The sequence below is a fragment of the Actinoplanes sp. GCM10030250 genome (genome assembly GCF_042666575.1).
Classification (GTDB): Bacteria; Actinomycetota; Actinomycetes; order Mycobacteriales; family Micromonosporaceae; genus Actinoplanes.
Genome location: NZ_JBHTDO010000053.1, coordinates 3622 through 26101 on the forward strand (window position 1 = coordinate 3622; position 22480 = coordinate 26101).

At 71.4% G+C, this 22480-nt stretch carries 17 protein-coding genes and 1 pseudogene; 14 read left to right on the forward strand and 4 right to left on the reverse strand.

Features of this window, described 5'->3' with window-relative positions; genetic code table 11:
• Positions 1-255 precede the first annotated feature (255 nt).
• From ACFQV6_RS40750 to ACFQV6_RS40785, 8 genes are all read left to right on the forward strand, one after another.
• On the forward strand, positions 256-714 hold the full coding sequence (locus ACFQV6_RS40750; protein WP_378033079.1) for a hypothetical protein: 459 nt from the start codon (positions 256-258) through the stop codon (positions 712-714).
• 37 nt (positions 715-751) lie between these two features.
• Positions 752-1726: a cobalamin biosynthesis protein gene (locus ACFQV6_RS40755; protein WP_378033080.1), complete on the forward strand. Its 975-nt coding sequence runs from the start codon at positions 752-754 to the stop codon at positions 1724-1726.
• Positions 1723-3249, forward strand: a complete 1527-nt coding sequence (locus ACFQV6_RS40760) for a cobyric acid synthase (RefSeq protein ID WP_378033081.1) — start codon at positions 1723-1725, stop codon at positions 3247-3249. The genes ACFQV6_RS40755 and ACFQV6_RS40760 overlap by 4 nt, the downstream gene beginning before the upstream one ends.
• Positions 3250-3394: 145 nt before the next feature.
• Positions 3395-4486, forward strand: coding sequence for a M48 family metallopeptidase (locus ACFQV6_RS40765; RefSeq protein ID WP_378033082.1), 1092 nt, complete (start codon positions 3395-3397; stop codon positions 4484-4486).
• Positions 4487-4551: 65 nt separating this feature from the next.
• On the forward strand, positions 4552-5901 hold the full coding sequence (locus ACFQV6_RS40770; RefSeq protein ID WP_378033129.1) for a dipeptidase: 1350 nt from the start codon (positions 4552-4554) through the stop codon (positions 5899-5901).
• Positions 5902-5917: 16 nt separating this feature from the next.
• A complete protein-coding gene (locus ACFQV6_RS40775; RefSeq protein ID WP_378033083.1) occupies positions 5918-7396 on the forward strand; it encodes an FAD-dependent monooxygenase in 1479 nt (492 codons plus the stop codon).
• Positions 7397-7470: 74 nt separating this feature from the next.
• Positions 7471-7755: a hypothetical protein gene (locus ACFQV6_RS40780; protein WP_378033130.1), complete on the forward strand. Its 285-nt coding sequence runs from the start codon at positions 7471-7473 to the stop codon at positions 7753-7755.
• A gap of 68 nt (positions 7756-7823) precedes the next feature.
• Entirely contained in the window at positions 7824-9401 is a 1578-nt protein-coding gene (locus ACFQV6_RS40785) for an ATP-dependent DNA ligase (protein ID WP_378033084.1), read from the forward strand.
• Here the strand turns inward: ACFQV6_RS40785 and ACFQV6_RS40790 are convergent.
• The gene (locus ACFQV6_RS40790) at positions 9370-9828 is read right to left on the reverse strand and encodes a hypothetical protein (RefSeq protein WP_378033085.1); all 459 of its coding nucleotides are present in this window, start codon (positions 9826-9828) and stop codon (positions 9370-9372) included. The two genes, ACFQV6_RS40785 and ACFQV6_RS40790, sit on opposite strands and share 32 nt — an antisense overlap.
• Positions 9829-10152: 324 nt before the next feature.
• Positions 10153-10953 (reverse strand): annotated as a pseudogene (locus ACFQV6_RS40795) (SURF1 family protein); the annotation flags it as partial.
• A gap of 136 nt (positions 10954-11089) precedes the next feature.
• On the opposite strand from ACFQV6_RS40795, the gene ACFQV6_RS40800 reads away from it, so the two are divergent.
• Both ACFQV6_RS40800 and ACFQV6_RS40805 read left to right on the forward strand, forming a co-directional pair.
• Entirely contained in the window at positions 11090-13228 is a 2139-nt protein-coding gene (locus ACFQV6_RS40800) for a cobyrinate a,c-diamide synthase (RefSeq protein WP_378033086.1), read from the forward strand.
• 270 nt (positions 13229-13498) lie between these two features.
• Positions 13499-14131, forward strand: a complete 633-nt coding sequence (locus ACFQV6_RS40805; protein ID WP_378033087.1) for a TIGR03086 family metal-binding protein — start codon at positions 13499-13501, stop codon at positions 14129-14131.
• Positions 14132-14483: 352 nt separating this feature from the next.
• Here ACFQV6_RS40805 and ACFQV6_RS40810 read toward each other — a convergent pair whose 3' ends face one another.
• Positions 14484-16625: a transglycosylase domain-containing protein gene (locus ACFQV6_RS40810; RefSeq protein WP_378033088.1), complete on the reverse strand. Its 2142-nt coding sequence runs from the start codon at positions 16623-16625 to the stop codon at positions 14484-14486.
• 248 nt (positions 16626-16873) lie between these two features.
• Between ACFQV6_RS40810 and cobC the strand changes: the two genes are divergently transcribed.
• The 3 genes from cobC to cobA are packed head-to-tail and all read left to right on the forward strand — an operon-like array spanning position 16874 to position 20180.
• Positions 16874-17926 (forward strand): Rv2231c family pyridoxal phosphate-dependent protein CobC, encoded by a 1053-nt coding sequence (cobC, locus tag ACFQV6_RS40815; RefSeq protein ID WP_378033089.1) that lies wholly within the window; start codon positions 16874-16876, stop codon positions 17924-17926.
• The gene (gene cobT / locus ACFQV6_RS40820; RefSeq protein ID WP_378033090.1) at positions 17923-18975 is read left to right on the forward strand and encodes a nicotinate-nucleotide--dimethylbenzimidazole phosphoribosyltransferase; all 1053 of its coding nucleotides are present in this window, start codon (positions 17923-17925) and stop codon (positions 18973-18975) included. The genes cobC and cobT overlap by 4 nt, the downstream gene beginning before the upstream one ends.
• Positions 18976-18986: 11 nt before the next feature.
• Positions 18987-20180, forward strand: coding sequence for a uroporphyrinogen-III C-methyltransferase (gene cobA / locus ACFQV6_RS40825; RefSeq protein ID WP_378033131.1), 1194 nt, complete (start codon positions 18987-18989; stop codon positions 20178-20180).
• Positions 20181-20320: 140 nt separating this feature from the next.
• Here the strand turns inward: cobA and ACFQV6_RS40830 are convergent, their stop codons facing one another.
• On the reverse strand, positions 20321-21739 hold the full coding sequence (locus ACFQV6_RS40830) for a trehalose-6-phosphate synthase (RefSeq protein ID WP_378033091.1): 1419 nt from the start codon (positions 21737-21739) through the stop codon (positions 20321-20323).
• A 182-nt stretch (positions 21740-21921) separates the two neighbouring features.
• Between ACFQV6_RS40830 and ACFQV6_RS40835 the strand changes: the two genes are divergently transcribed.
• Positions 21922-22431, forward strand: coding sequence for a hypothetical protein (locus ACFQV6_RS40835; protein WP_378033092.1), 510 nt, complete (start codon positions 21922-21924; stop codon positions 22429-22431).
• Positions 22432-22480 lie beyond the last annotated feature (49 nt).

A 22480-nucleotide genomic window follows, 5' to 3' on the forward strand; every position in this document is an offset into this window, starting at 1 on the left:
CTCGTCGCCCACGCCGCCGGTTGCGGCTCGTCGCCCACGCCGCCGGTTGCGGCTCGTCGCCCACGCCGCCGGTTGCGGCTCGTCGCCCACGCCGCCGGTTGCGGCGGGCCATGGGAGGTGGGCTGCCGGTTGCCCCGGGTTCACTCGGCGTGGGACATCCTTCGATGGGGATAGGCCGATCGTGCCGATGCATCCGACCGCCAGTCGGAGTGGCCCGGGTGGGTCCGCGGTTGCGCTACGCGGCAGACTGGACACGTGCTGCTGAAGGAGATCCGCGCCATCGTGACCGAGACAGTGGTGCTCGCGCCGGAGGACCAGGCGGCAGAGGAGGCCAACACCAACTGGTTCGGCGCGCCGCCGCATGAGCGGATGGGGCTGTCGGCCGACGAGGTTGTCACCGTGTTCGAGGAGACCGCCGCTGTGCTGCGGGAGCAGGTGGCCGGGTGCGGTCACCAGGGCACCGCCACGTTCTATGTGTGGCATGACGCCGTCGCGGGCCAGCTGCGGTGCTCGGCCGGCACCCGTAAGCCGGGGGATCTGCCGTTTCCCGTCGAGTACCGGGTGACGCAGGATCTGCGGGCGATCGTTGTGGAGTTTCTGCAGGATCGGGCACCGGGCTCGATCGCCTGGGGTGAGCTGGAGCCGGTGCCTTTCCCGGAGGACGAGTCAGGCCTTGCCGTGTGGACGTTCGACCTGACGCCGTTCGGCCGCTGAACTTCGGGGGCACGGCGAGTTGTCGGAGAGGAAGTCAGTGTCACGACGGTGGACCGTGGACGCGGCCGGGCTGGTCGCCGGATATCTCCTGGACACCGTGATCGGCGATCCGCGGCGGTTCCACCCGGTTGCCGGGTTCGGGACAGCCGCGGGTGCTCTGGAGCGGCGCATCTACCGGCCGAACCGGCCTGCGGGAGCGGCATTCACCACGGTGGCGGTCGGCGTACCGGTGCTGGCGGGCCTCGCTGCGGCCCGGGCGACGCGAAATCGGCCGATTGCCCGAGCCGCCGTCATGGCGACGGCCACCTGGGCGGTGCTGGGCGGCCGTACGCTGCGCAAGGAGTCGCGGATCATGGCGAGGCACCTGGAGAGCGGGGATCTGGAAGCGGCACGAGGGCGGCTGAACCACCTCTGCGGACGTGACCCGTCAGCCCTCGACCAAGCCGAACTCGCCCGCGCGACGGTCGAATCGGTCGCCGAGAACACGTCGGACGCGGTTGTCGCCCCGCTGTTCTGGGGAGCGCTGCTGGGGCCGGCGGGCCTGCTCGGATATCGGGCGGCGAACACCCTGGACGCCATGGTCGGGCACCGGTCGGCGCGATATGCGCGGTTCGGGACGGCTTCGGCGCGGCTGGACGACGCGCTCAACCTGGTGCCTTCCCGGCTCACCGGGCTGATCACCGTGGCGGTGGCGCCGGTTGCCGGTGGGACACCGCGGGAGACTCTGCGGGTGTGGCGGCGGGACCGCAACGATCATCCGTCGCCCAACGCGGGGCAGTGCGAGGCGGCCATGGCCGGGGCGCTCGGTGTCCGGCTGGGTGGCAGGAACGTCTACTTCGGAAGAAGCGAGACGCGGGCGTTCCTCGGAGACGGGCCGCGGCCGTCGGCGGTGCATCTGCGGCGGGCGGCCCGGGTCTCCGGAGCCGTGGGATTGGTGACGCTGGCCCTGGCCGCAGGAGCCGCCGCAATGCGTGGTGCCCTGCCGGCTCGCCGAGACCAGGCCTCCCGATGACCGGCGGCCTTCTGGTCGCCGGGACCACCTCGGACGCCGGCAAGAGCATCCTCACCGCCGGCATCTGCCGCTGGCTGCACCGCAACGGCGTCCGGGTCGCGCCTTTCAAAGCCCAGAACATGTCCAACAACTCCGTGGTCGTGGTCGGCCCCGACGGCCGGGGTGGGGAGATCGGCCGCGCGCAGGCCATGCAGGCGGCCGCCGCCGGCATCGCTCCGGACATCCGGTTCAACCCGGTGCTCCTCAAACCCGGCAGCGACCGTTCCAGCCAGGTCGTCCTGCTGGGGGAGGCCGTCGACACCGTGACGGCCGGCAATTACCGCTCCCTGCGCCCGCGTCTCGCCGAGACAGCCTTCGCCACGTTCGCCGACCTGCGCGGCGATTACGACGTGGTGATCTGCGAGGGGGCCGGCAGCCCCACCGAGATCAACCTGCGGGCCGGCGACTTCGTCAACATGGGCCTGGCACGGCGGTTCGGCCTGCCGGTTGTGGTGGTGGGTGACATCGACCGGGGTGGTGTCTTCGCCGCCTTTTTCGGCACCCTGGCGCTGCTCGCTGCCGAGGACCAGGAGTTGGTCGCCGGCTTCGTTGTCAACAAGTTCCGGGGTGACCTGAGCATTCTGCGGCCCGGCCTCGACATGATCACCGCGGCTACGGGCCGGCCGGTGCACGGTGTCCTTCCGTTCCATCTGGACGTCTGGTTGGACGCGGAGGACTCGCTGGCGTACGGAAGAGTCCTCGGCCGCCCGGGCGCGCCGCACGGCACCGAGTGGCTGCGCGTCGCGGTGATCCGCCTGCCGCGGATCTCCAATGCCACCGACGCCGAGGCCCTCGCCGCCGAGCCGGGTGTGCAGGTGCGGCTCACCGTCGAACCGGCCGAGATCGCCGACGCCGATCTGGTGGTGCTGCCCGGGTCCAAGGCCACGGTGAGTGACCTGGCCTGGCTGCGGGATACCGGCCTGGCCGACGCGGTCCGCACCCATGCTGCGGCGGGCAAACCCCTGGTCGGCATCTGCGGAGGTTTCCAGATGCTCGCCGAGACGATCCACGACGAGGTGGAGAGCGGCCACGGCACGGTGCCCGGACTCGGCCTGCTGCCGGTCGGTATCACCTTCGCGGCCCGCAAGACGCTGGCCCGCTCGGAGGGTGCCGCGCTGGGCACGCCGGTGCACGGTTACGAGATCCATCATGGGTACGTGGCGGCCGGCGACCCGGAACCGTTGCTGCGCTACGCCGACGGCCGGCCGGAGGGCGCGGTGGCCGGCAACGTCTCCGGCACCCACTGGCACGGCGCCTTCGAGTCGGACGAGTTCCGCCGCCGGTTCCTGACCCGGGCGGCGGAGCAGGCCGGGCGGCGCGGCTTCTCGGTGGCCCCGGACACTCGGTACGCGGCGGTCCGCGAGCGTGCCCTGGACGTACTGGGCGATCTCGTGGAGGAGCACCTGGACACGGAAGCCCTGTGGCAGTTGGTCGAAAAGGGCGTCACACCAGGGCTTCCGTTTCTTCCGCCAGGTGCCCCGTAGGGGTTCGCCCCTGACGACAGGGTTGCGCTTCCGGCGTACGTTTGTCGCTGGTGCCGGGCATTCGGATGCGGGTCGCACGGCGCCGAAGATGTTGCCGGACGGAGCCACGACCGCCGCGTCAGCGGCGGGGAACGGGGTGGGATCGATGACGACCGACGAGGAGAACCGGCCGGTACGCCGCCGGGTCACCCTGACCGGGATCAGTTCGCGGGCCTGGGAGCACCCGGCTGACCGCGGTGCACTTTCCGCCCTGCGTGAGCTGCGCGGATTCGACGACGTGGTGAAGACGTTCTTCGGCATGTGGAACGAGCGTGGCTTCCGGCTCGCCTTCCTCGCCGGCGCGATCCGCGTCGACCACCGGCAGTACCCGAGGGTGTATCAGCGTTTCACCGAGGCGGCCAGCACGCTCGACGTCGCTGAGTTGCCCGAGCTCTACGTCTCCCAGAACCCGGTGATCAACGGCCAGGCGATCGGTCTGGACCGCCCGTTCATCGTGATCACCACGGCGGCCGTGGAGCGTCTCGACGACGACGAGCTGCGCGCCATGCTCGGGCACGAGCTGGGGCACGTGCGCAGCGGCCACGCCGTCTACAAGACGATCATGATGATCCTGACCAGCTGGGCGGCCAGCATCAGTTGGCTGCCGGTGGGCGCGATCGCGCTGCGGGCGATCATCGCGGCGATGCTGGAGTGGTGGCGCAAGGCCGAGCTCTCCGCCGACCGTGCGGGCCTGCTCGCCGGTCAGGACCCGGCCGCCTCCCTGCGGCTGTTGATGAAGCTGGCCGGCGGCGGCGACCTTTCCCAGATCGACACCGCCGCGTTCCTCGAGCAGGCCGCGGAGTACGAGGGGGGTGGCGACCTGCGGGACAGCATCCACAAGATCGGCATGACCGCCTGGAGCACCCATCCGGTCCCGGTCGCGCGGGCCGCTGAGCTGCGGAAATGGATCGACTCCGGGGAGTATGCCCGGATCCTGTCCGGTGACTATCCGCGCCGGGACACCGACGGTGACGCGTCGGTCAGCGAGGACGTCAAGGCCGCCGCGGCCGCGTACCGGGAGGATTTCGCGAATTCGCAGGACCCCCTGGTGGGCCTGATGCGCAGGCTCGGCGGCGGCGCCGCCGACATGGCCGGATCGGCCGCCGGCCGGGCGATGAACTGGGCCAGCGACGCGCGTCGCCGAAGCCGGGGCGACAACGGCGACAACGGCAACACCGGGGGTACGACGGACGCCTGATCGAGGACTCGGGCCGCGCCTGGCCGAGGCTGTCACATGTGCGGCCTACGATCGGCGGCATGAGCCTGAGTGAATCCGATCTGCGCGCCACGATCGCGCGGGAGTTTCCCGGTGTCCGCGCCGACCTGGAACGGTTGGTGCGGATTCCGGGTGTCGCCTTCGAGGGTTTCGACCACTCGCACGTCGAGCGGTCCGCCGAGGCCGTCGCCGAGCTGCTGCGCGGCTGCGGCCTGGAGACGCAGATCGTGCGTCACGGCGGCCAGCCGGCCGTGATCGGCCGTAAGGCGGCCCCGCCCGGCGCACCCACCGTGCTGCTCTACGCGCACCACGACGTGCAGCCGGCCGGCGACCCCGCGCTCTGGGCGAGCGAGCCGTTCGAGCCGCAGGAGCGCGACGGCAGGCTCTACGGTCGCGGTGCCGCTGACGACAAGGCCGGCGTGATGGCGCACGTCGCCGCCCTGCGCGCGTTCGGTGACCAGCTGCCGGTCGGCGTCGTCGTCTTCGTCGAGGGCGAGGAGGAATACGGGTCCGACTCGCTCGGCGCGATCATCCACGAGCACCTCGAGGAGCTGCGCTCCGACGTGATCGTGATCGCCGACTCCGGCAACTGGGACATCGGGCAGCCCGCGCTGACCACCTCTCTGCGCGGCCTGGTCAACATGTTCGTGGAGGTCAGGGTGCTCAAGAGCGCCGTGCACAGCGGCATGTTCGGCGGCCCTGTGCCCGACGCGCTGATCACCCTGTCCCGGCTGCTCGCCAGCCTGCACGACGACGCGGGCGAGGTCGCGGTGGCCGGTCTGGTGGGCCGGGAGGGCGCGAGCGTCGACTACCCGGCCGATAGGTTCCGCCACGAGGCGGGCATCCTCGACGGCGTCGAGCTGATCGGCAAGGGCAGCATCACCGACCGGATCTGGACCAAGCCGTCCATCTCGGTGCTGGGCATCGACGCGCCGCGCACGCTGGAGGCCGCCAACGCGCTCCAGCCGTCGGCCCGCGCGAAGATCAGCGTGCGGCTGGCACCGGGTGAGGACCCGAAATCGGCGTATGCGGCGGTCGCCTCCCACCTTCAGAGCAACGTGCCGTGGGGTGCGCAGCTGGTTGTCGAGCTGGAGAGCGACGGTGCGCCCTGCGTGATCGACGCGACCGGCCCGGCGTATGAGGCCGCCCGCTCTGCCTTCCGCGCTGCCTGGGACGGCACCGAGCCGGTGGACATGGGCGTCGGCGGGTCGATTCCGTTCATCGCCACCTTCCAGGAGCTCTTCCCCGACGCCGCGATCCTCGTGACCGGCGTCGAGGACCCGTTCTCGGCGGCGCACGGGCCGAACGAGAGCCTGCACCTCGGTGAATTCGAGCGTGTCTGCGTCGCCGAGGCGCTGCTGCTCAAGAACGTCGCGGAGACTTTGACGACGAAGTAGGAAACGGGGTGGACCGATGGCCGAGTTGTCGTGTGAGGTCCTGGTGGTGGGCGCCGGTCCGACCGGTCTGATGCTCGCCAACTGGCTGACCCGGCTCGGGGTGCGGGTGATCGTCGCGGACGGCAAGGACGGCCCGACACGTGAGTCCCGGGCGCTCGTGGTGCAGGCGCGCAGCCTGGAGATCTACGACCAGCTCGGCATCGGTGACCAGGTGCTGGAGGCGGCGCACCGGGCTGAGGCGCTGGCGCCCGGGTTCGGTGCGCGTGCCTTCGGGCGGGTGCCGCTCGGTCCGCTCGGCAACGGCGTCACCCCGTACCCATATATTGAAGTTCTTGAGCAGAGCCGCAACGAGGAAATCCTTTACGACAACCTGCAGAAGCTCGGCGGGGACGTGTTCTGGGAGTGCCCGGTCACGGCGGTCGTGCAGACCGAGGACGGCGTCGAGGCGAAAGTCGGCAACGACACCGTGCGAGCCAGGTTCTGCGTGGGGTGTGACGGCGCCAACTCGGTGGTCCGCAAGACCCGGCGGATCGGGTTCGACGGGGTCACCAACCCGCACCGGTTCTTCGTCCTGGACGCCACCGCGGTCACCGGTCTGGTCCCTGACTCGATCAACGTGCGGCCGGACGGCGAGGACTTCCTGCTCGGCTTCCCGATGCGCGGCACCGGTAACTGGCGGCTGATCGGGCTGGTCCGCGACGTGGACGGCAACGGTGCGATGGACGAGGACGACGCCCGGGTCCGGCTGGCGGAGAAGTTCAAGATCGGCTTCGGCGGGGCTCGCTGGTTCGCGATGTACCGCGTACATCATCGGGTCGCCGCAGCCTTCCGCGACGGCCCGTTCCTGCTGGCCGGGGACGCCGCCCACGTGCACTCGCCGGTCGGCGGCCAGGGTATGAACACCGGCCTGCAGGATGCCCACAACCTGGCCTTCAAGCTCGCCGACGTGCTGCGCGGGCGGCGCCGCGACACCTGGCTCGATCGGTACGAGTCGGAGCGCCGCCCGGTCGCCCGCACCCTGGTGGCCACCACCGACCGGCTCTTCGGGCTCGTCACGTCCAATCGGCTGCCGATCCGCCTCCTGCGCCGGGTCGCGATCCCGCTGGTGGCGCCGATCGCCGTCCGGGTGCTGCCCCGCTCGTCCGGCGGCTCGCGCCTCTTCGAATATGTGGCGCAGATCCGGATCCACTACCGGCTCGACCCGGACACCGAGGCGACCGGCCGGCGCCGGGATCCGGTCGTCGGGCGGCGGCTCCCGTGGGCCGGCGACAACTTCACGGTTCTGCGTGCCGCGGACTGGCAGATCCACGCCTACGGCGGGGTGACCGGCGCCGCCGAGCCCGACCTCGGCATCCCGGTACACATCTTCCCGCCCGCACCCTCCACCGCCCTGCGTCCCGGCGTCTTCTACCTGGTCCGCCCCGACGGATTCGTCGCCGCCAGGGCCGAACCGGCCGACGCCGAGGAGCGGTTCCGGCACGCGATGGCGAGGTGATCTCCGGTTGTCCACAGCTGGATCAACAGGGTGGCGCTATCGATCAATCCTGTTAGGATTCGAACATGCGTTCGATGAGTGCTCCCGCCACCAGCCGCGTGGTCCGGGCCCTGCCCGCCGGCCCGCGAGACACCCTCGACCGGCTCCGCAGCCGTGATCGGATCGAGTCGATCGCCCGCCTGCGGATCGCCGCCCGTGCTCTGGGAGACGTCGACGTCTCCGGGTGGGATCCGGCCACCCTGAAGGATCATCTTGATGAGCTTTCCAAGGTGCTCTGCGAGCTCGACTCCGAGCTGACGCGGGTCGCCGACGCTGTTCGGGCCAAGGGGTTCCGTGTCGCGGAGCCGAAAGCTGCCTGAGGGTCTCTTTCCGCGTCGCTGGTCTCCCTTTCCGCGTCGCCGGGCCGATGTCATACCCGGCTGCCAGGATGGGATCCGTGCTCTTCCTCGACATAGCGGCGACCTCGGCGGCCGTCAGCGCGACCTCCGGCCGTAAGGCCAAGATCGAGTTGTTGGCCGGTGCGCTGCGCCGGCTCGAACCCGGCGAGATCCCGGCCGGCTCCGCCTATCTCGCCGGTGAGCTGCGGCAGCGGCAGACCGGGGTCGGCTATGCGAGCCTGCGTGAGCTGCCACCGCCGGCCGCCGAGGCCACCCTGACCGTGGCCGCCGTCGACGCCGCCATCGCTGAGATCTCGGTGATCGCGGGTGCGGGTTCCCAGGCACGCCGTCGCGACGCCGTCGGCGCCCTCTTCAGCGCGGCCACCGCGGAGGAGCAGCGGCTGCTGGTCGCCCTCTTCGGCGGTGAGCTCCGCCAGGGTGCGCAAGCCGGCCTGCTGGCCGAGGCCATCGCCTCCGCGGCCCAGGTGCCCACCACCGCCGTGCGGCGGGCGCTCCTGCTCGCCGGCGACCTGAAACAGGTCGCCCTCGCGGCCCTCACCGGTGGTGCACCCGCCCTCGCCGAGATCCACCTGCGGGTCGGCACGCCGCTGAGCCCGATGCTCGCCCAGAGCGCCCCCGACGTCGCGGCCGCACTCCTGGCCACCGGCACCCCGGCGATCGTCGACACCAAACTCGACGGCATCCGGGTCCAGGTGCACCGCTCCGGTGACGAGGTGGCCGTCTTCACCCGCAGTCTCGACGACATCACCTCCCGCCTGCCCGATGTCGTCGCCGCTGTGCGGGCCCTGCCGGTCCGGGAGGTCATCCTCGACGGTGAGGCGATGGCTCTCGACGCGAGCGGGCGGCCCCGGCCGTTCCAGGAGACTTCGAGCCGGGCCGCCACCCGAGGTGCACGGCGCGGCTCGGCAACACAGGACATCGCTCTCGTTCCCTACTTCTTCGACCTCCTGCACCTCGACGGCACCGATCTGCTCGACGAGCCCGGCCGGGTGCGGTGGGCGGCCCTGGCCGACACGCTTCCGGGCGAACTGGCCGTCGGCCGTCAGAGTGCCGAGACGCCGGAGCAGGCCGCGGCGGCGTTCGCGGCGGCCCTCGCCGGCGGCCAGGAGGGCGTCGTGATCAAGGACCCCGACGCGCCGTATGACGTGGGCCGCCGCGGTTCCGCCTGGGTCAAGGTGAAGCCGCGGCACACCCTGGACCTGGTCGTCCTCGCTGTCGAGTGGGGTCACGGCCGCCGCCGTGGCTGGCTGTCCAACCTGCACCTCGGCGCGCGTGACCCGCAGACCGGCGGGTTCGTCATGCTCGGCAAGACGTTCAAGGGCCTGACCGACGAATTGCTGCGGTGGCAGACCGAGCGGTTCAAGGAGCTGGCCGTGTCCGACAACGACTGGGTGGTCCAGGTGCGGCCCGAGCAGGTCGTCGAGATCGCCTTCGACGGGGTGCAGACGTCACCGCGCTACCCGGGCGGTGTGGCGCTGCGGTTCGCGCGGGTGCTGCGTTACCGCGACGACAAGACCGCGGCCGAGGCCGACACCATCGACATGGTCCGCGCGGTCGGCGGTCACCAGCCACCGGCTACAGGGCAGCCAGACTCCGCACATAGTTGACCTGCTGATTGATCGAGGTCACGTCGCCCTCCTGGCGCATCGGGATGCGAGCCACATACTGCCGGGGACCACTGGTGACGGTGACGTGCACCGTCCCCTGCGGAACCGTCTCCTTGACCATCAGGAAGAAGAGGCTGAGCCCGGCCGTCACGCAGATGCCGAGAAAAGCGATGACCTTCGCCCACACCGGAGTCTGCCGCCGGCCGAACCAGTGGTCGGTGACCTGCCACTGTGAGCCGGCGAGCGGGAAGTCGCCGACCGGGGTGCGGATCAACGTGGACGTCACCTGGATCTCGGCGATCTCCACGATGACCGGACCGGTCGCCGCCTGATCGAAGGGGACCGGCGTCGGCGTCGGTGCAGGCGTCGGCGCGGGCGTGGGCGCTGGTGTGGGCGCGCTCCACGGGTCGCCCGGCGGAAAGCTCATGCCGCGAGATTAATCCGCGGCGCCCGGTGCCGCGAGACGACCTTCGGCCTCCTGTACGGACTTCTCGCCGGGCACGGCCGTCGCGGTAGCAGCGCGACGCTGGTCGGCCTCTTCCACTCGGTCCCGCGGACGCTCCGCCCGACGTCGATCGGCTTCCTCGACGCGATCCCGCGGGCGCTGCCCCTGGCGTTGATCGGCTTCCTCGACGCGATCCCGCGGGCGCTGCCCCTGGCGTTGATCGGCTTCCTCGACGCGGTCGCGCGGGCGTTCGGCGCGGCGCTGGTCGGCCTCCTCGACGCGGTCGCGGCGGCGTCCGGCGTCGGCGGCTGCGCCGGGGGAGGGACGGGCGGGTGGCCGGGTCCCGGCCGGACCGTTGACGCCTTGCGCCTCACGCCGGGCCTGCCAGCCGAAGAGGAACAACGCCATCACTGCGAAGAGCCACCACTGGACCGCGTAGCCGCCGTTCTGCCAGGCGTCCTCGTGCGGGATCGGCACGCGGACGAAGGCCGGATCGGCCGCCGGCGTCTGCTCGGTCACCAGGACATATGCCCCGTATACCGGGAACGGCAACTCGGTGGCGAGCCGGGGGATGTTGAGCCGGCGGGTGTCCAGACGGCCGTCCCGTCGCTCGACCGTGGCAGGTCGACTTTCCGACAGGTGAATCTGCCCGACGACCGTTACCGATCCGGTGGGCGCCGGTGGAACCTCCGGTGCGGCGATGGCCCCACCGGGCGGCGGGGGCACCCAGCCGCGGTCCACGAGGACGGCCGTCCCGTCGTCGAGGAGCAGCGGTGTGACGATCTCGAAGCCCACCTCGCCCTCGACTGTCCGGCCCCGCGCCTGGATTTCGTGCGCCGTGTCGTACCGGCCGGTCATCGTCACCTTTGTCCAGGCCAGGGACTTGCCGGGGGCGGCTCCGGGTGTGCCGGCGGCGCTCGGCGCGCCGAGTAGAGAGGTGAGCGGAACGGCCGGGGCGGAGTTCGCCGCGTCGATGCGTTCATTGATGTCGGTGCGTTCGTGGTACCGGCGCAGCTGCCAGTTGCCGAGCATCACCATGATCACCGCAGCGACGACGGTCAGCACGGCGGCGGCCAGCCAGCGGGGCGTCAGCAGGAACCGGTACACGCTCTGAGGCTACCTGGCCAGGGAGTGCCACCCTCCGCGGCCAGGTAGTCTGCGACATCCGGCAGTCACTATCACGTGCCCGCCGTACGCGGAACACTCGGGGGAGAAATTGATCACCGCCCAGCCTCGTCTGGTCGTGAGCGCACCGTCGTCCGGCCACGGCAAGACAGCCATAGCCGTCGGGCTGCTCGCCGCATTGACGGCGCGTGGCGTACCGACCGCTGGTTTCAAGGTCGGACCGGACCACACCGACGCCGCGTACCTCGGTTTGGCTGCCGGCCGCCCCGGCCGCAACCTGGACCCACGCCTGGTCGGCGCGCAGCGTGTCGCGCCGCTCTTCGCGCACGGTGCCGCCGGCACGCAGCTCGCCGTCGTCGAGGGCGCGATGGGCCTCTTCGACAGCCTCACCGGTCAGCCCGAGATCGACGGCACCGCGGCCGTCGCCGCCTCCCTGCGCGCACCGGTGGTTCTTGTTGTCGACGTGGCCGCGATGGGTCACTCGCTCGCCGCGCTGGTGCACGGCTTCCGGATGTTCGACGAGATGGTCCACCTCGGTGGCGTCATCCTGAACCGGGTCGCCTCCGAACGGCACGAGCAGATGCTGCGCAGCGCCATGGACGACATCGGCATGCCCGTCCTGGGCGCGCTGCACCGCGGCGACCTCCCCAACGTGCTTCCCGCCCGTGTCCACGGCCTGGTCCCGGTCGCACACCGCACCGTCGAAGCCGGCCGCGCGGTCCGCCGGCTCGGCGAGGCGGTCGCCGGCATGCTCGACCTCGACCGGCTGATGGCCCTCGCCGGCTCCGCGCCGTCGCTGCCCGGCCCCATCTGGACGCCTGCCGAGGCAGCCGGTGGCGAGGCCTTCGACCAGCGGCCGGTGATCGCCCTCGCAGGTGGCCAGGGCGCTCCCTACACCTACGTCGAGACCGCGGAGTTGCTCACCGCGGCCGGCGCCGACGTGGCGGTCGTCGATCCGCTGCGCGACGAGGCACTGCCGCCGGGCACGCGCGGGCTGATCGTTGGCGCGGGCCTTCCAGAGGGGTACGCGGAAGAGCTCTCCGCCAACCGACGGCTCTGCGCGGCCGTGGCCCAGTTCGCCCGGGACGGCTGGCCGATCGTTGCCGAGGGCATCGCCCTGCCGTGGCTCGGCCGCGAGCTGGACGGCCGCCCGATGTGCGGCGTGTTCGACGCCACCGCCACCACCAGCGAACAGACCGTCGCCGGCTATCGCGAGGCCACCGCCCCCGGCACGTCGGTCCTCGCCCCCGCCGGCGCCCGCATCACCGGCTACAAGCAGCACCGCGCGATCGTCACACCCCGCGCCGGTACGAACCCCGCCTGGACCTGGTCCGGCGGCAACCCGGAAGGCTTCGTCTGGCGCCAGGTGCACGCCTCCCAGCTCGGACTGCACTGGGCCGCCGCACCGGAGATCGCCAAACGCCTCGTCGCCGCCGCCATCGCCGGCACCCAGGGCGGCCCTCACAGCGGCACCCAGGCCGGCCCGCCGCCCGGCCCGCCCGCCAGCGCGATGCCGCCCGCCAATGCAATGCCGCCTGCCCCGGCGATGCCGCCCCTGCCACCCATGCAGCCGGTGCAGCCTATGCAGCCCACCCCGGTCCAGGCCGGTTCGATGCAGCCCGGCCCGGTCCCGGCGATGGCCTCCGGGCCTGGCCCTGCCATGGCCCCCGGTTCCGCCCCCGCCATGTCACCCGGATCAGGGCCCGTGATGGCTCCGGGATCAGGGCCCGTGATGGCTCCGGGATCGGGGCCCGTGATGGCTCCGGGATCGGGGCCCGTGATGGCTCCGGGATCGGGGCCTGTGATGGCGCCCGGTTCCGCCCCTGGCATGGCTCCCGACTTCGGCCCCGACGTGGTCCACGGTATGCACGGGCCCGGCGCGACCTCAGGTCCTGGCATGCCACCTGCTTTCGGTCCGGACTCACCGCCGGCCCCTTACGGACCAGGCCCCGCAGGGCCGCCCGGTCCCGGAATGGCACCCGTCTACGGCCCGGACATGCTGCCCGGCAGCGGGCAAGGCATGCACGGCCCCGGTCCCGGCGGCCAGAGCGTGCACGGCCCCGGCCCCGGCGGGCAGGCTGTGCACGGTCCCGGTCCCGGCGCACTGAACGGTCCGGGACCGGCCTCCGGCAACGAACCGGGAGCCGCGCCCAACCAGGGCACCCCGGCGAACTACGGCCCGGGCGCCGACCCCCGAAGCTCCGGCCCTGGTGTCCCGGACAGCCGCCCTACCGCGGACATCCCCATCCACTCCTGACCGGCAAACGCCCACGTCGGCCGCGAGGCACCCCCCTCACGCCCAGCTGGCTGGATCAGCTGGCTCTGAGCGTCGTTTGGTGGCCGCGAGACACCCCTGACGCCCAGCTGGCTGGTATGGCTGGTTTTCGGGGGTGGGTGTGGTCGCGGTATCGACGGGGGTGACTGATTTGCCGCCGGAACGCGCCGTGTGTGCGAAAGGGGATCGGCCGCCCGGAAAGTGTCGTACCCCCCTCGTACCGTGAGGCGTATTACAACCGAAGGAGGGGTCGTGGCCGACCGATTGCCGCTGGATCTCGAGCCACCGGTTCGTCAGCTCAGGGCGCTGCTGCTCGGTGTCGACGAGGACGACCTCGCCGCACCCACACCGTGTCCCGGCTGGCCGGTTGCGGCCCTGCTGGATCACCTGATGGGTCTGTCGGTCGCGTTCACTCAGGCGGCGCGTAAGCGCTCCGACGTGCCCGGCACCGATGGGCCGCCTCCCCAGCCGTCTGCCGCAAACCTCGCGCCGCACTGGCGCAGCCGGCTTCCGGCGCTTCTCGAAGAGCTTGCTACCGCGTGGAAGGACCCGGCTGCCTGGAGCGGGACGGCGCAAGCCGGTGGTGTCACGCTGCCCGCCACCGCTATGGGCACAGTCGCAGTGAACGAGCTGGTCATGCACGGGTGGGATCTGGCTCGCGCTACGGGTCAGGATTACGCCGCGGATCCGCGGACGCTGGAGGTGCTGGTCGAGTTCATCTCGCAGGGGCCGGCCGAGGGTACGCCCGGCCTGTTCGGTCCGGTGGTCCCGGTCGGCGCAGAGGAAGACCTGCTGCACCAGGCAGTCGGCCTGGCCGGCCGCGACCCGGCCTGGCGCCCGCCCCGCACCCGCGACGTCCCCTCGGCCCGGCTGGGTCGCCACTGATCAGCCGCCGGTGGTGAGGGCTGACGGCGGAAGGCCGATCGCCGATTGGGTGACGCCGGGTCGACGACGGCGGCCAGGGTTGCCGGTGACCGCCGGCGGGCGGCGGCGAGTGCCGGGCGCCGGGCGGCGTGGCGCGGCGGCGAGTGCCGGGCGGCGTGGCGCGGCGGCGAGTGGCGGGGCAGCGGCGAGTGGCGGGCGGCGCCGGCGGCGAGTGGCGGGGCAGCGGCGAGTGGCGGGCGGCGCCGGGCGGCGAGTGGCGGGCGGCGCCGGGCGGCGAGTGGCGGGCGGCGTGGCGCGGCGGCGGCGAGTGGCGGGGTGCCGGGAGAGCTGGTCGTGAGAGGTGGGCGGGTGGTTACCAGACCAGTTTGTCGGAGGGGGGCTTGAACTTTTCCTTCGGCTGGCCTTTGAGGGCGTCGCGGAGGGTTTCGGCGACTGTGTACTTCGAGATGGTTGAGCGGCCGGTGCCGACGACGTGTTCTGGGTTGTCGGGGTCGGCTACGAAGGCTGCGGCGGCGAGTTGGGGGGTGTAGCCGCTGAACCAGGCTGTTTTGTTGCCGTCGGTGGTGCCGCTCTTGCCGGCGACGGGGCGTTGGAGGGTGGCGTGGACCATTTCGGAGGTGCCCCAGCCGCAGGTGCCTCGGGCCGCGCCGTAGCCGGTTACGCAGCGGGCGGCGTCGGTGGCGGCGCGGGCCACGTTGGTGCTGACCTCGCGGTGGCAGCGGGGGGAGGCTACGAGTTTGCCGGCGTGGACGGCCTGGCTGCCGTCGGGGAGGCGGATGGACTGGACCGGTAGGGGTTCGCAGTACATGCCTTCGGCGGCCAGTGTGGCGAAGACGTTCGCCATTTCGACCGGGGTGGCGTCGCTGACGCCGAGGGTGAAGGCGCCCCAGCCGGAGGCGTGGTCGGGGGTGGCGAGTTCGCGGTCGACTTCGGTACGCCAGCGGAGGCCGAGGCGTTCGGCCATCTTGACGGCCTTGTCGGCGCCTACCCGCTCTTCCAGCTGGACGAAGTAGGTGTTCACCGATTTGCCGAAGCCGCTCCACATGGTCTGGTTGCCGGTCATCGACTTGCTGGAGTTCTTCGGGCACCAGTTGACGCCGCAGGTCGCCGGGCCGGGGGCGGTGATGTATTTCGAGTAGTAGCGATCGGGGGAGTAGAACGACGTCGACAGTGGCAGGCCTTCTTCCAGCGCTGCCAGGAGGGTGAAGATCTTGAAGGTGGAGCCGGCCTGGTAGCCGGCCATGTCGCCGCCGCCGAGGAGGGGGTTCACGGTGTTCGGGTAGTTGCCTTTGATGTCGCGGTCCTGGGACCAGTCGCTGTGCCGGCCGTTGTCCTCCTGGTCCAGCGAGTAACGGCGGTTCACCGCCATGCTGAGCAGGCGTCCGGTGCCGGGCTGGACGATGACCTGTCCGTGGGCGAAGGCGCTGCTCCGCTTCTCCTTGTCGAGGACGTGCTCCATGGCGTACGACTGAATTTTGGGGTCTATGGACGTGACCACCCGGTAGCCGCCGCGGCGCAGATTCTCCTCACGTTCCTGGGGTGAGCGGCCGAAGGCCGGTTGTTCCCGCCACCAGCTTTTGAAGTAGTCGCAGAAGAAGCCCCAGTCGTTGTGTTTCCGGGCGACCGAGACGCAGTCGTTCGGCGGGTGGGAGAGCTTGAGTTTGATCTTCGACTTCTTGGCGGTGACGGCCTGTTCCGCGGTGATCGACCCGATCTTGGCCATCTGGTCGACGACGTAGTTGCGCCGCTGGAGCGCTGCCCGCTGGTCCTTGGTCGCCGGGTCGTAGGCCGACGGGGCCTTGACCAGGCCGGCCAGCAACGCCGCCTCGGTGAGGGTGAGGTCCTTCGGCGACTTGGAGAAGAAGACCTGGGAGGCCGCGTAGATGCCGTAGGCGCGGTGGCCGAAGTAGGCGGCGTTGAGGTAGCGCTCCAGGATCTGGTCCTTGGTGAGCCGCTGCTCGACCTCGATGGCGAGGCGCATCTCGCGCAGCTTGCGGGAGGCGGTCTGCTCGGTGGCCTCGAGGGCCTGCTTCGGCGTCTTGGCGCCGTCCCGCAGTGCCATCCGCACGTATTGCATGGTCAGCGTGGACGCGCCCTGGGAGACGCCGCCCGCCTTCTGGTTGGCGACGAACGCGCGGGCCACGCCCTTGGCGTCCACGCCGTTGTGCTCGTAGAAGCGGGAGTCCTCGGAGGCCACGATCGCCTTGGTCATGTACGGCGACATGTTCGTCAGCGAGGTCTGCTTGCGATGCTCCTCGTAGAACATGGTGAGCAGGGTCTTGCCGTCGCCGGCGTAGACGTAGGTGCTCTGTGCCGGAGGTACCTCGGTGAGCTCCTCGGGCATGTTCTCCAGGGCTTCGGTGCCCGCCTTAACCCCCATCCCGGCCAAGGCGGCCAGGGGATAGGAGAGGCCGGCGAGGACCAGGCCCGCGATGAGCCCGGCCCGGATCAGGAGGGCGACTCTTCCGGCTACGCTCAGGCGTCGGTTCGTCACCCTTCGAAGGTATGACAAATGCCCTCACGTTAGCCCGGAACGCCCGAAGTGAGACTTAGCAGCGACCTGACCGAGATGTAGGCGGCGAGGCCGGTGGGACGGCAGCGGCGAGGCCGGCGGGACGGCAGCGGCGAGGCCGGCGGGACGGCAGCGGCGAGGCCGGCGGGACGGCAGCGGCGGGGCCGGCGGGCGGGGCGTAGGAGTAGAGCAGCGGCGACGGTGGCGGGGGCGTCGGGCATGCTGGGGCCATGACGTTCGATCTCGATCATCACGGCGACGCCGAGGTGGAGGCGGGCCTGGTCGATCTCGCGGTCAACGTGCGGCGGCAGGCGATGCCGGGCTGGCTGTCCGAGCCGATCGTGGAATCGCTGGGGAGTCTTGCCGCGTACCCGAATGCCTCTGCCGCGACAGCGGCCGTCGCCGCGCGGCACCGCCGGGACCCGGCCGAGGTGCTGCTGACCGCCGGTGCCGCGCAGGGCTTTGTGCTGCTCGCGCAGGCGTTGCGGGGCCGGCGGCGTCCGGTCGTGGTGCACCCGCAGTTCACCGAGCCGGAGGCCGCGCTGATCAATGCCGGTCATCAGGTCGAGCGGGTGCTGCTGCGCGAGGAGGACGGCTTCCGGCTTGATCCGGGGCTGGTGCCCGAGGAGTCCGACCTGGTCTTCGTCGGTAACCCCACCAACCCGACGTCGGTGCTGCACCCGGCCGCGGACGTGGCGAAGCTGGCCAGGCCGGGCCGCGTGCTGGTGGTGGACGAGGCTTTCGCGGACACCACGTACCGGCCGGGGGTCGTGGGTGAGCCGGAGTCGCTGGCCGGGCGGCGGGATCTGCCGGGTCTGGTGGTGCTGCGCAGCCTGACCAAGACCTGGGGGCTGGCCGGCCTGCGGATCGGCTATCTGATCGGTCCGGCCGACCTGGTGCCGCGGCTGGCTACCGCGCAGCCGCTCTGGGCGGTCTCGACGCCGGCGCTGGCCGCGGCGATCGCTTGCGCGTCGCCGGTCGCGGTCGCGGCCGAGCGTGAGATCGCGGTGCGGCTCGCGGCGGAGCGCGCCCACCTGGTGGACCGGCTGCGGCGAGTGCCGCGCGTCACGGTTGTGGGTGATCCGGCGTCGGCATTCGTTTGCGTACGCGTGACCGAAGCCGACCTCATCCGGATTGAGCTGCGCAAACGCGGCTACGCGGTGCGACGTGGCGACACGTTTCCGGGCCTGGGCCCGCAGTGGCTGCGGATTGCGGTGCGCGACACTGCCACCACAGACGGATTCGTGCAGACTCTGAGCGAAGTGATCGAGGAGCGACCGTGACGCTGGAGACCACCCTGGCGGCCATCCGGCCCGCCGACGAGGGCGCCATGACCGCCGCCCGCGAGTTGCAGGCGCGGCTGACCAAGCCCGCCGGTTCGCTGGGCGCCCTGGAGGAGCTTTCGGTACGCCTCGCCGGCCTGGCCGGTGCCTGCCCGCCGCCGCTGCCCGCACCGGCCACCGTCGCGGTCTTCGCCGGCGACCACGGCGTGCACGCGCAGGGCGTCACGCCCTGGCCGCAGGAGGTCACCGCGCAGATGGTGGCGAACTTCGTGGCCGGCGGGGCGGTGGTCAACGCGTTCGCCCGGGAGAACGGCGCGGACGTCATGGTGGTCGACGTCGGTGTGGCCATTCCGCTGCACGGCGGGGCGAACCTGCTGGACGCGAACGTGCGCCGCGGTACCCGGGACATGACCGTGACCGCCGCGCTGACCCGCGAGGAAGCCCTGGCCGCCGTCGAGATCGGCATCCGGGTCGCCGAGACGCTTGTCGACCAGGGTGCGAAGGCGCTGCTCACCGGCGACATGGGCATCGCCAACACGACACCGGCGGCGGCGCTGATCGCGGCCTTCACCGGTACCGAGGCGGGTGCCGCGACTGGGCGTGGCACGGGTGTGGACGACAAGACGTACGCCCACAAGATCACCGTGGTGGCCGCCGCCCTCGAACGGCACTCGCCGGACCCGGCCGACCCGCTCGGCGTGCTGGCCGCCGTCGGTGGCCTCGAGCACGCCGCCCTGACCGGCTTCATCCTCGGCGCCGCGGCCCGCCGGGTGCCCGTGATCATCGACGGGGTGATCGCGGCGTCGGCAGCGGTGGCCGCGGCCGCCTTCGCCCGGGACTCGGTGGCCGCGATGGTCGCCGGCCACCGGTCGGCCGAGCCGGGCGCCACCGTCGCCCTCGCCCACCTCGGCCTGGAACCGCTGCTCGACCTCGGCATGCGTCTCGGCGAGGGCAGCGGCGCGGTGCTGGCCCTGCCCGTCGTGTCGGCGGCGGTGCGCGTACTGCACGAGGTGGCGACGTTCGACTCGGCGGGAGTGTCGGAGAAGTGAGCCTCTATCCGATGGCATTGCGGCTCTCCGGGCGCCGTGTCCTGGTGGTCGGCGGCGGTTCGGTGGCCACCCGCCGGGTTCCGGCGCTGATCGCGGCCGGTGCACAGGTGGAGATCGTTTCGCCGGAGCTGACCCCGGCGCTGCGGGCGCACGTCGACGCCGGGCGGGCGGTCTGGACGCCGCGGCGCTTCGCACCGGGCGATGTGGCGGGTGCGTGGCTGGTGCACGTCGCTGTCGACGATCCGCAGGCGGCGGCCCAGGTGAGTGAGGCGGCCGAGGCGGAGCGCGTTTTTTGCGTACGGGCGGACGACCGCGACGCTGCGACAGCGTGGACTCCGGCCGTCACCCGCCACGGCCAGGTGACCGTGGCGGTGACCGACGGTGGCGACCGCCGCCGTGCGATGGCGGTCCGGGATCTGGTGGCGAACGCCCTCGAAGCCTCGCCGCCGGCCTCACCGGAGTTCAAGGGCGTGGCCCTGGTCGGTGGCGGCCCCGGCGATCCGGAGCTGATCACGGTCAAGGGGCGCCGCCTGCTGGCCGCCGCTGACGTGGTGGTCGCCGACCGGCTTGTCCCCGGGATGCTCCTCGGGGAACTGCGGCCCGAGGTCGAGCTGATCGACGCCGCCAAGATCCCGTACGGGCCGTCGGCCGCCCAGGAGGAGATCAACCGGATCCTGGTGGACCGGGCGTCGCAGGGAAAGTTCGTGGTCCGGTTCAAGGGCGGCGACAACTTCGTCTTCGGCCGCGGCGGCGAGGAGGCACAGGCCTGCACCCGGGCCGGCATCCCGGTGCTGGTGGTACCCGGGGTGACCAGCTCGATCGCGGCGCCCGCGCTCGCCGGTATCCCGGTCACCCACCGCGGGGTGGCGCACGAGTTCACCGTGGTCTCCGGGCACATCCCGCCGGATCACCAGGACTCGCTCGTCGACTGGGCCGCGCTGGCCCGGCTGCGGGGGACGCTCGTGGTGCTGATGGGGCTGAAGAACCTGGCGGTCATCGCCGAGCGCCTGATCGCCGAGGGCAGATCCGGTGAGACGCCGGTGGCGGTGGTGCAGGAGGGCTCGACGGCGCATCAGCGGTCGCTGCGAAGCACCCTGGGCGCGGTGGCCGCGGACGTGGCGACGGCGGGTATCCGCCCGCCGGCCGTCGTCGTGATCGGCGACGTGGTGACGGTGGCCGACGAGTTCACCCCGGCGGCCGGCTGACGAGTGCGCCCGGCTGGCGGAGCCGGGGCCGGCGTGTCACGAGGGCGGGGGCTTTGCTCGGCGTGCCGGAAGAAGGCTTTCGCCCGTACCCGAAGAACGGCGCCGGGCCAAAGATGGCCCGGCGCCGAAAGTGGGGTTTGTCAGTCCTCGGTGGGTTTGTCGTCGTCGGTGTCGTCGACGCCCAGCTCATCGAGGAACGTGCGGGCCCACCGTGCGACATCGTGGGTTCGCAGGTGCCGCTGCATGACGCGCATGCGGCGGCGGAGCTCGGGTTTCTCTGTCCCGACAGCCCGCAGCAGCGACTCCTTGACGCCGTCCGGGTCGTGCGGGTTGCAGAGGAACGCCTGGCGCAGCTCGGTGGCGGCCCCGGCGAACTCGCTGAGCACCAGCGCGCCCCCGGTGTCGCCGCGGCAGGCGATGTACTCCTTGGCGACCAGGTTCATGCCGTCGCGCAGCGGGGTCACCATCATCACGTCGGCCGCCGCATACATCGCGGCGAGCTCCTGCTTGCTGACCGACTGATGCAGGTAGTGCACGGCCGGCGTGCCGACCTTGCCGAACTCGCCGTTGATCCGGCCGACCTCGCGCTCCACCTTCACCCGCAGGGTCTGGTAGTGCTCGACCCGCTCCCGGCTGGGCGTGGCGACCTGCACCATCACCGCGTCGCCGACCTTCAGCTTGCCGTCGGCGAGCAGCTCGCGGAACGCCTTGAGGCGCAGCTCGATACCCTTGGTGTAGTCGAGGCGGTCGACGCCGAGGATCACCGTCTCCGGGTCACCCAGCTCGGCGCGGATCTGCTTGGCGCGGGCCTGCACCGACGGGTCGGCGGCGAGCCGTTCCATGTCGGCGGTGTCGATGCTGATCGGGAACGCGCCGGCTTTCACCTTGCGCCCGTCGACCTGGATCGACTGGCCCTCGTAACGCAGGCCAAGCAGGTGCCGCGCGAGCCGGACGAAGTTCTGCGCGGCGAGCCTCTGCTGGAAGCCGACCAGGTCGGCGCCGAGCAGCCCGCGCAGGATCTCGGCGCGGAACGGCATCTGCATGAACAGCTCGATGGGCGGGAACGGGATGTGCAGGAAGAACCCGATCCGCAGGTCCGGGCGCATCTCCCGGAGCATCGACGGCACGAGTTGCAGCTGGTAGTCCTGCACCCAGACGGTGGCTCCCTCGGCGGCGACCTCCGCGGCGGCCTGGGCGAACCGGTGGTTGACCACCCGGTACGTCTCACGCCAGCGCCGCTTGTAGACAGGTGTCTCGACCGCGTCGTGGTAGAGCGGCCAGATCGTGGCGTTGGACTGGCCCTCGTAGTAGCGCTCCAGCTCCTCGCCGCTGAGTGGAACCGGGTGGATGTGGATGCCCTCGAGCTCGAACGGCTCGGGCGCGGCACCGTCGCCGCCCGCCCAGCCGATCCAGGTACCGCGGTGCTCCGTCAGGACCGGGTGCAACGCCGTGACGAGGCCTCCAGGACTGGGACGCCACTGTTTCTCACCATCCGGCGTCGTCACTTCGTCCACGGGTAGACGGTTGGCGACGACGACGAAGGAACTTCGTTGGGCCACGCTGAGTACACCTCCGAGTGGTTTCTGTTCCCAACGCGAGCTTACTTTGCGTAAGCTCTCGCTTTCTCATTGCCCTCCGGTCCGGAACCGGTAAGGGTGTTCTTCCCTGCTTTCCCCCGGTCAGTCCTGGCTGGTGGAGAACCGTGATGGACCGGCTGGGGCGCGGGTGCCATCCTGAGCCGGTGACCCCCCTCGATGATCATCCCCAGCAGCGGCGGCCTTTGTTCTTCCCTGTGGTGATCGCCACCGCGCTGCTCACGATCATCGGCATGGTCGGCGGCTATCTGCTGGCTCAACATCGTTCCGGTGAGCAGCCCGATCCGGCGCCGACGCCCACGCTCGGCCTGGTCAACGGCCCGCTCTGCCCGAAGCAGACCCAGCGGATGGGCGCGGAGCACGGCGCCAGCGGCGAGCTGCGGGAGGTGCTGGAGGTGCGTACGGTCCGCAAGACAGTGGTCTGGATCTGCCAGGACCGGGCGGGTCAGCTCTTCTACCACGCCAACAAGGGCGGTACGGATGCCAAGTGGGAAGAGGGGAAGACCGCTCTGTTCCTCAGCAACGCCTGGCCCGAGGGCGACGAGGGCTACGCGGTCGAGGCGTGGGACGGCAACGTCTTCTCGGTGAACCACGAGCGGCTGCTGATCACGTACTCGGACGGCACTCAGGAGGAGCAGAAGGTCGCCGGGGAGTAAGCGCACCGGGGTTGGTGTTCGTACGGTGACGGCACCTGGAAAGATTGTC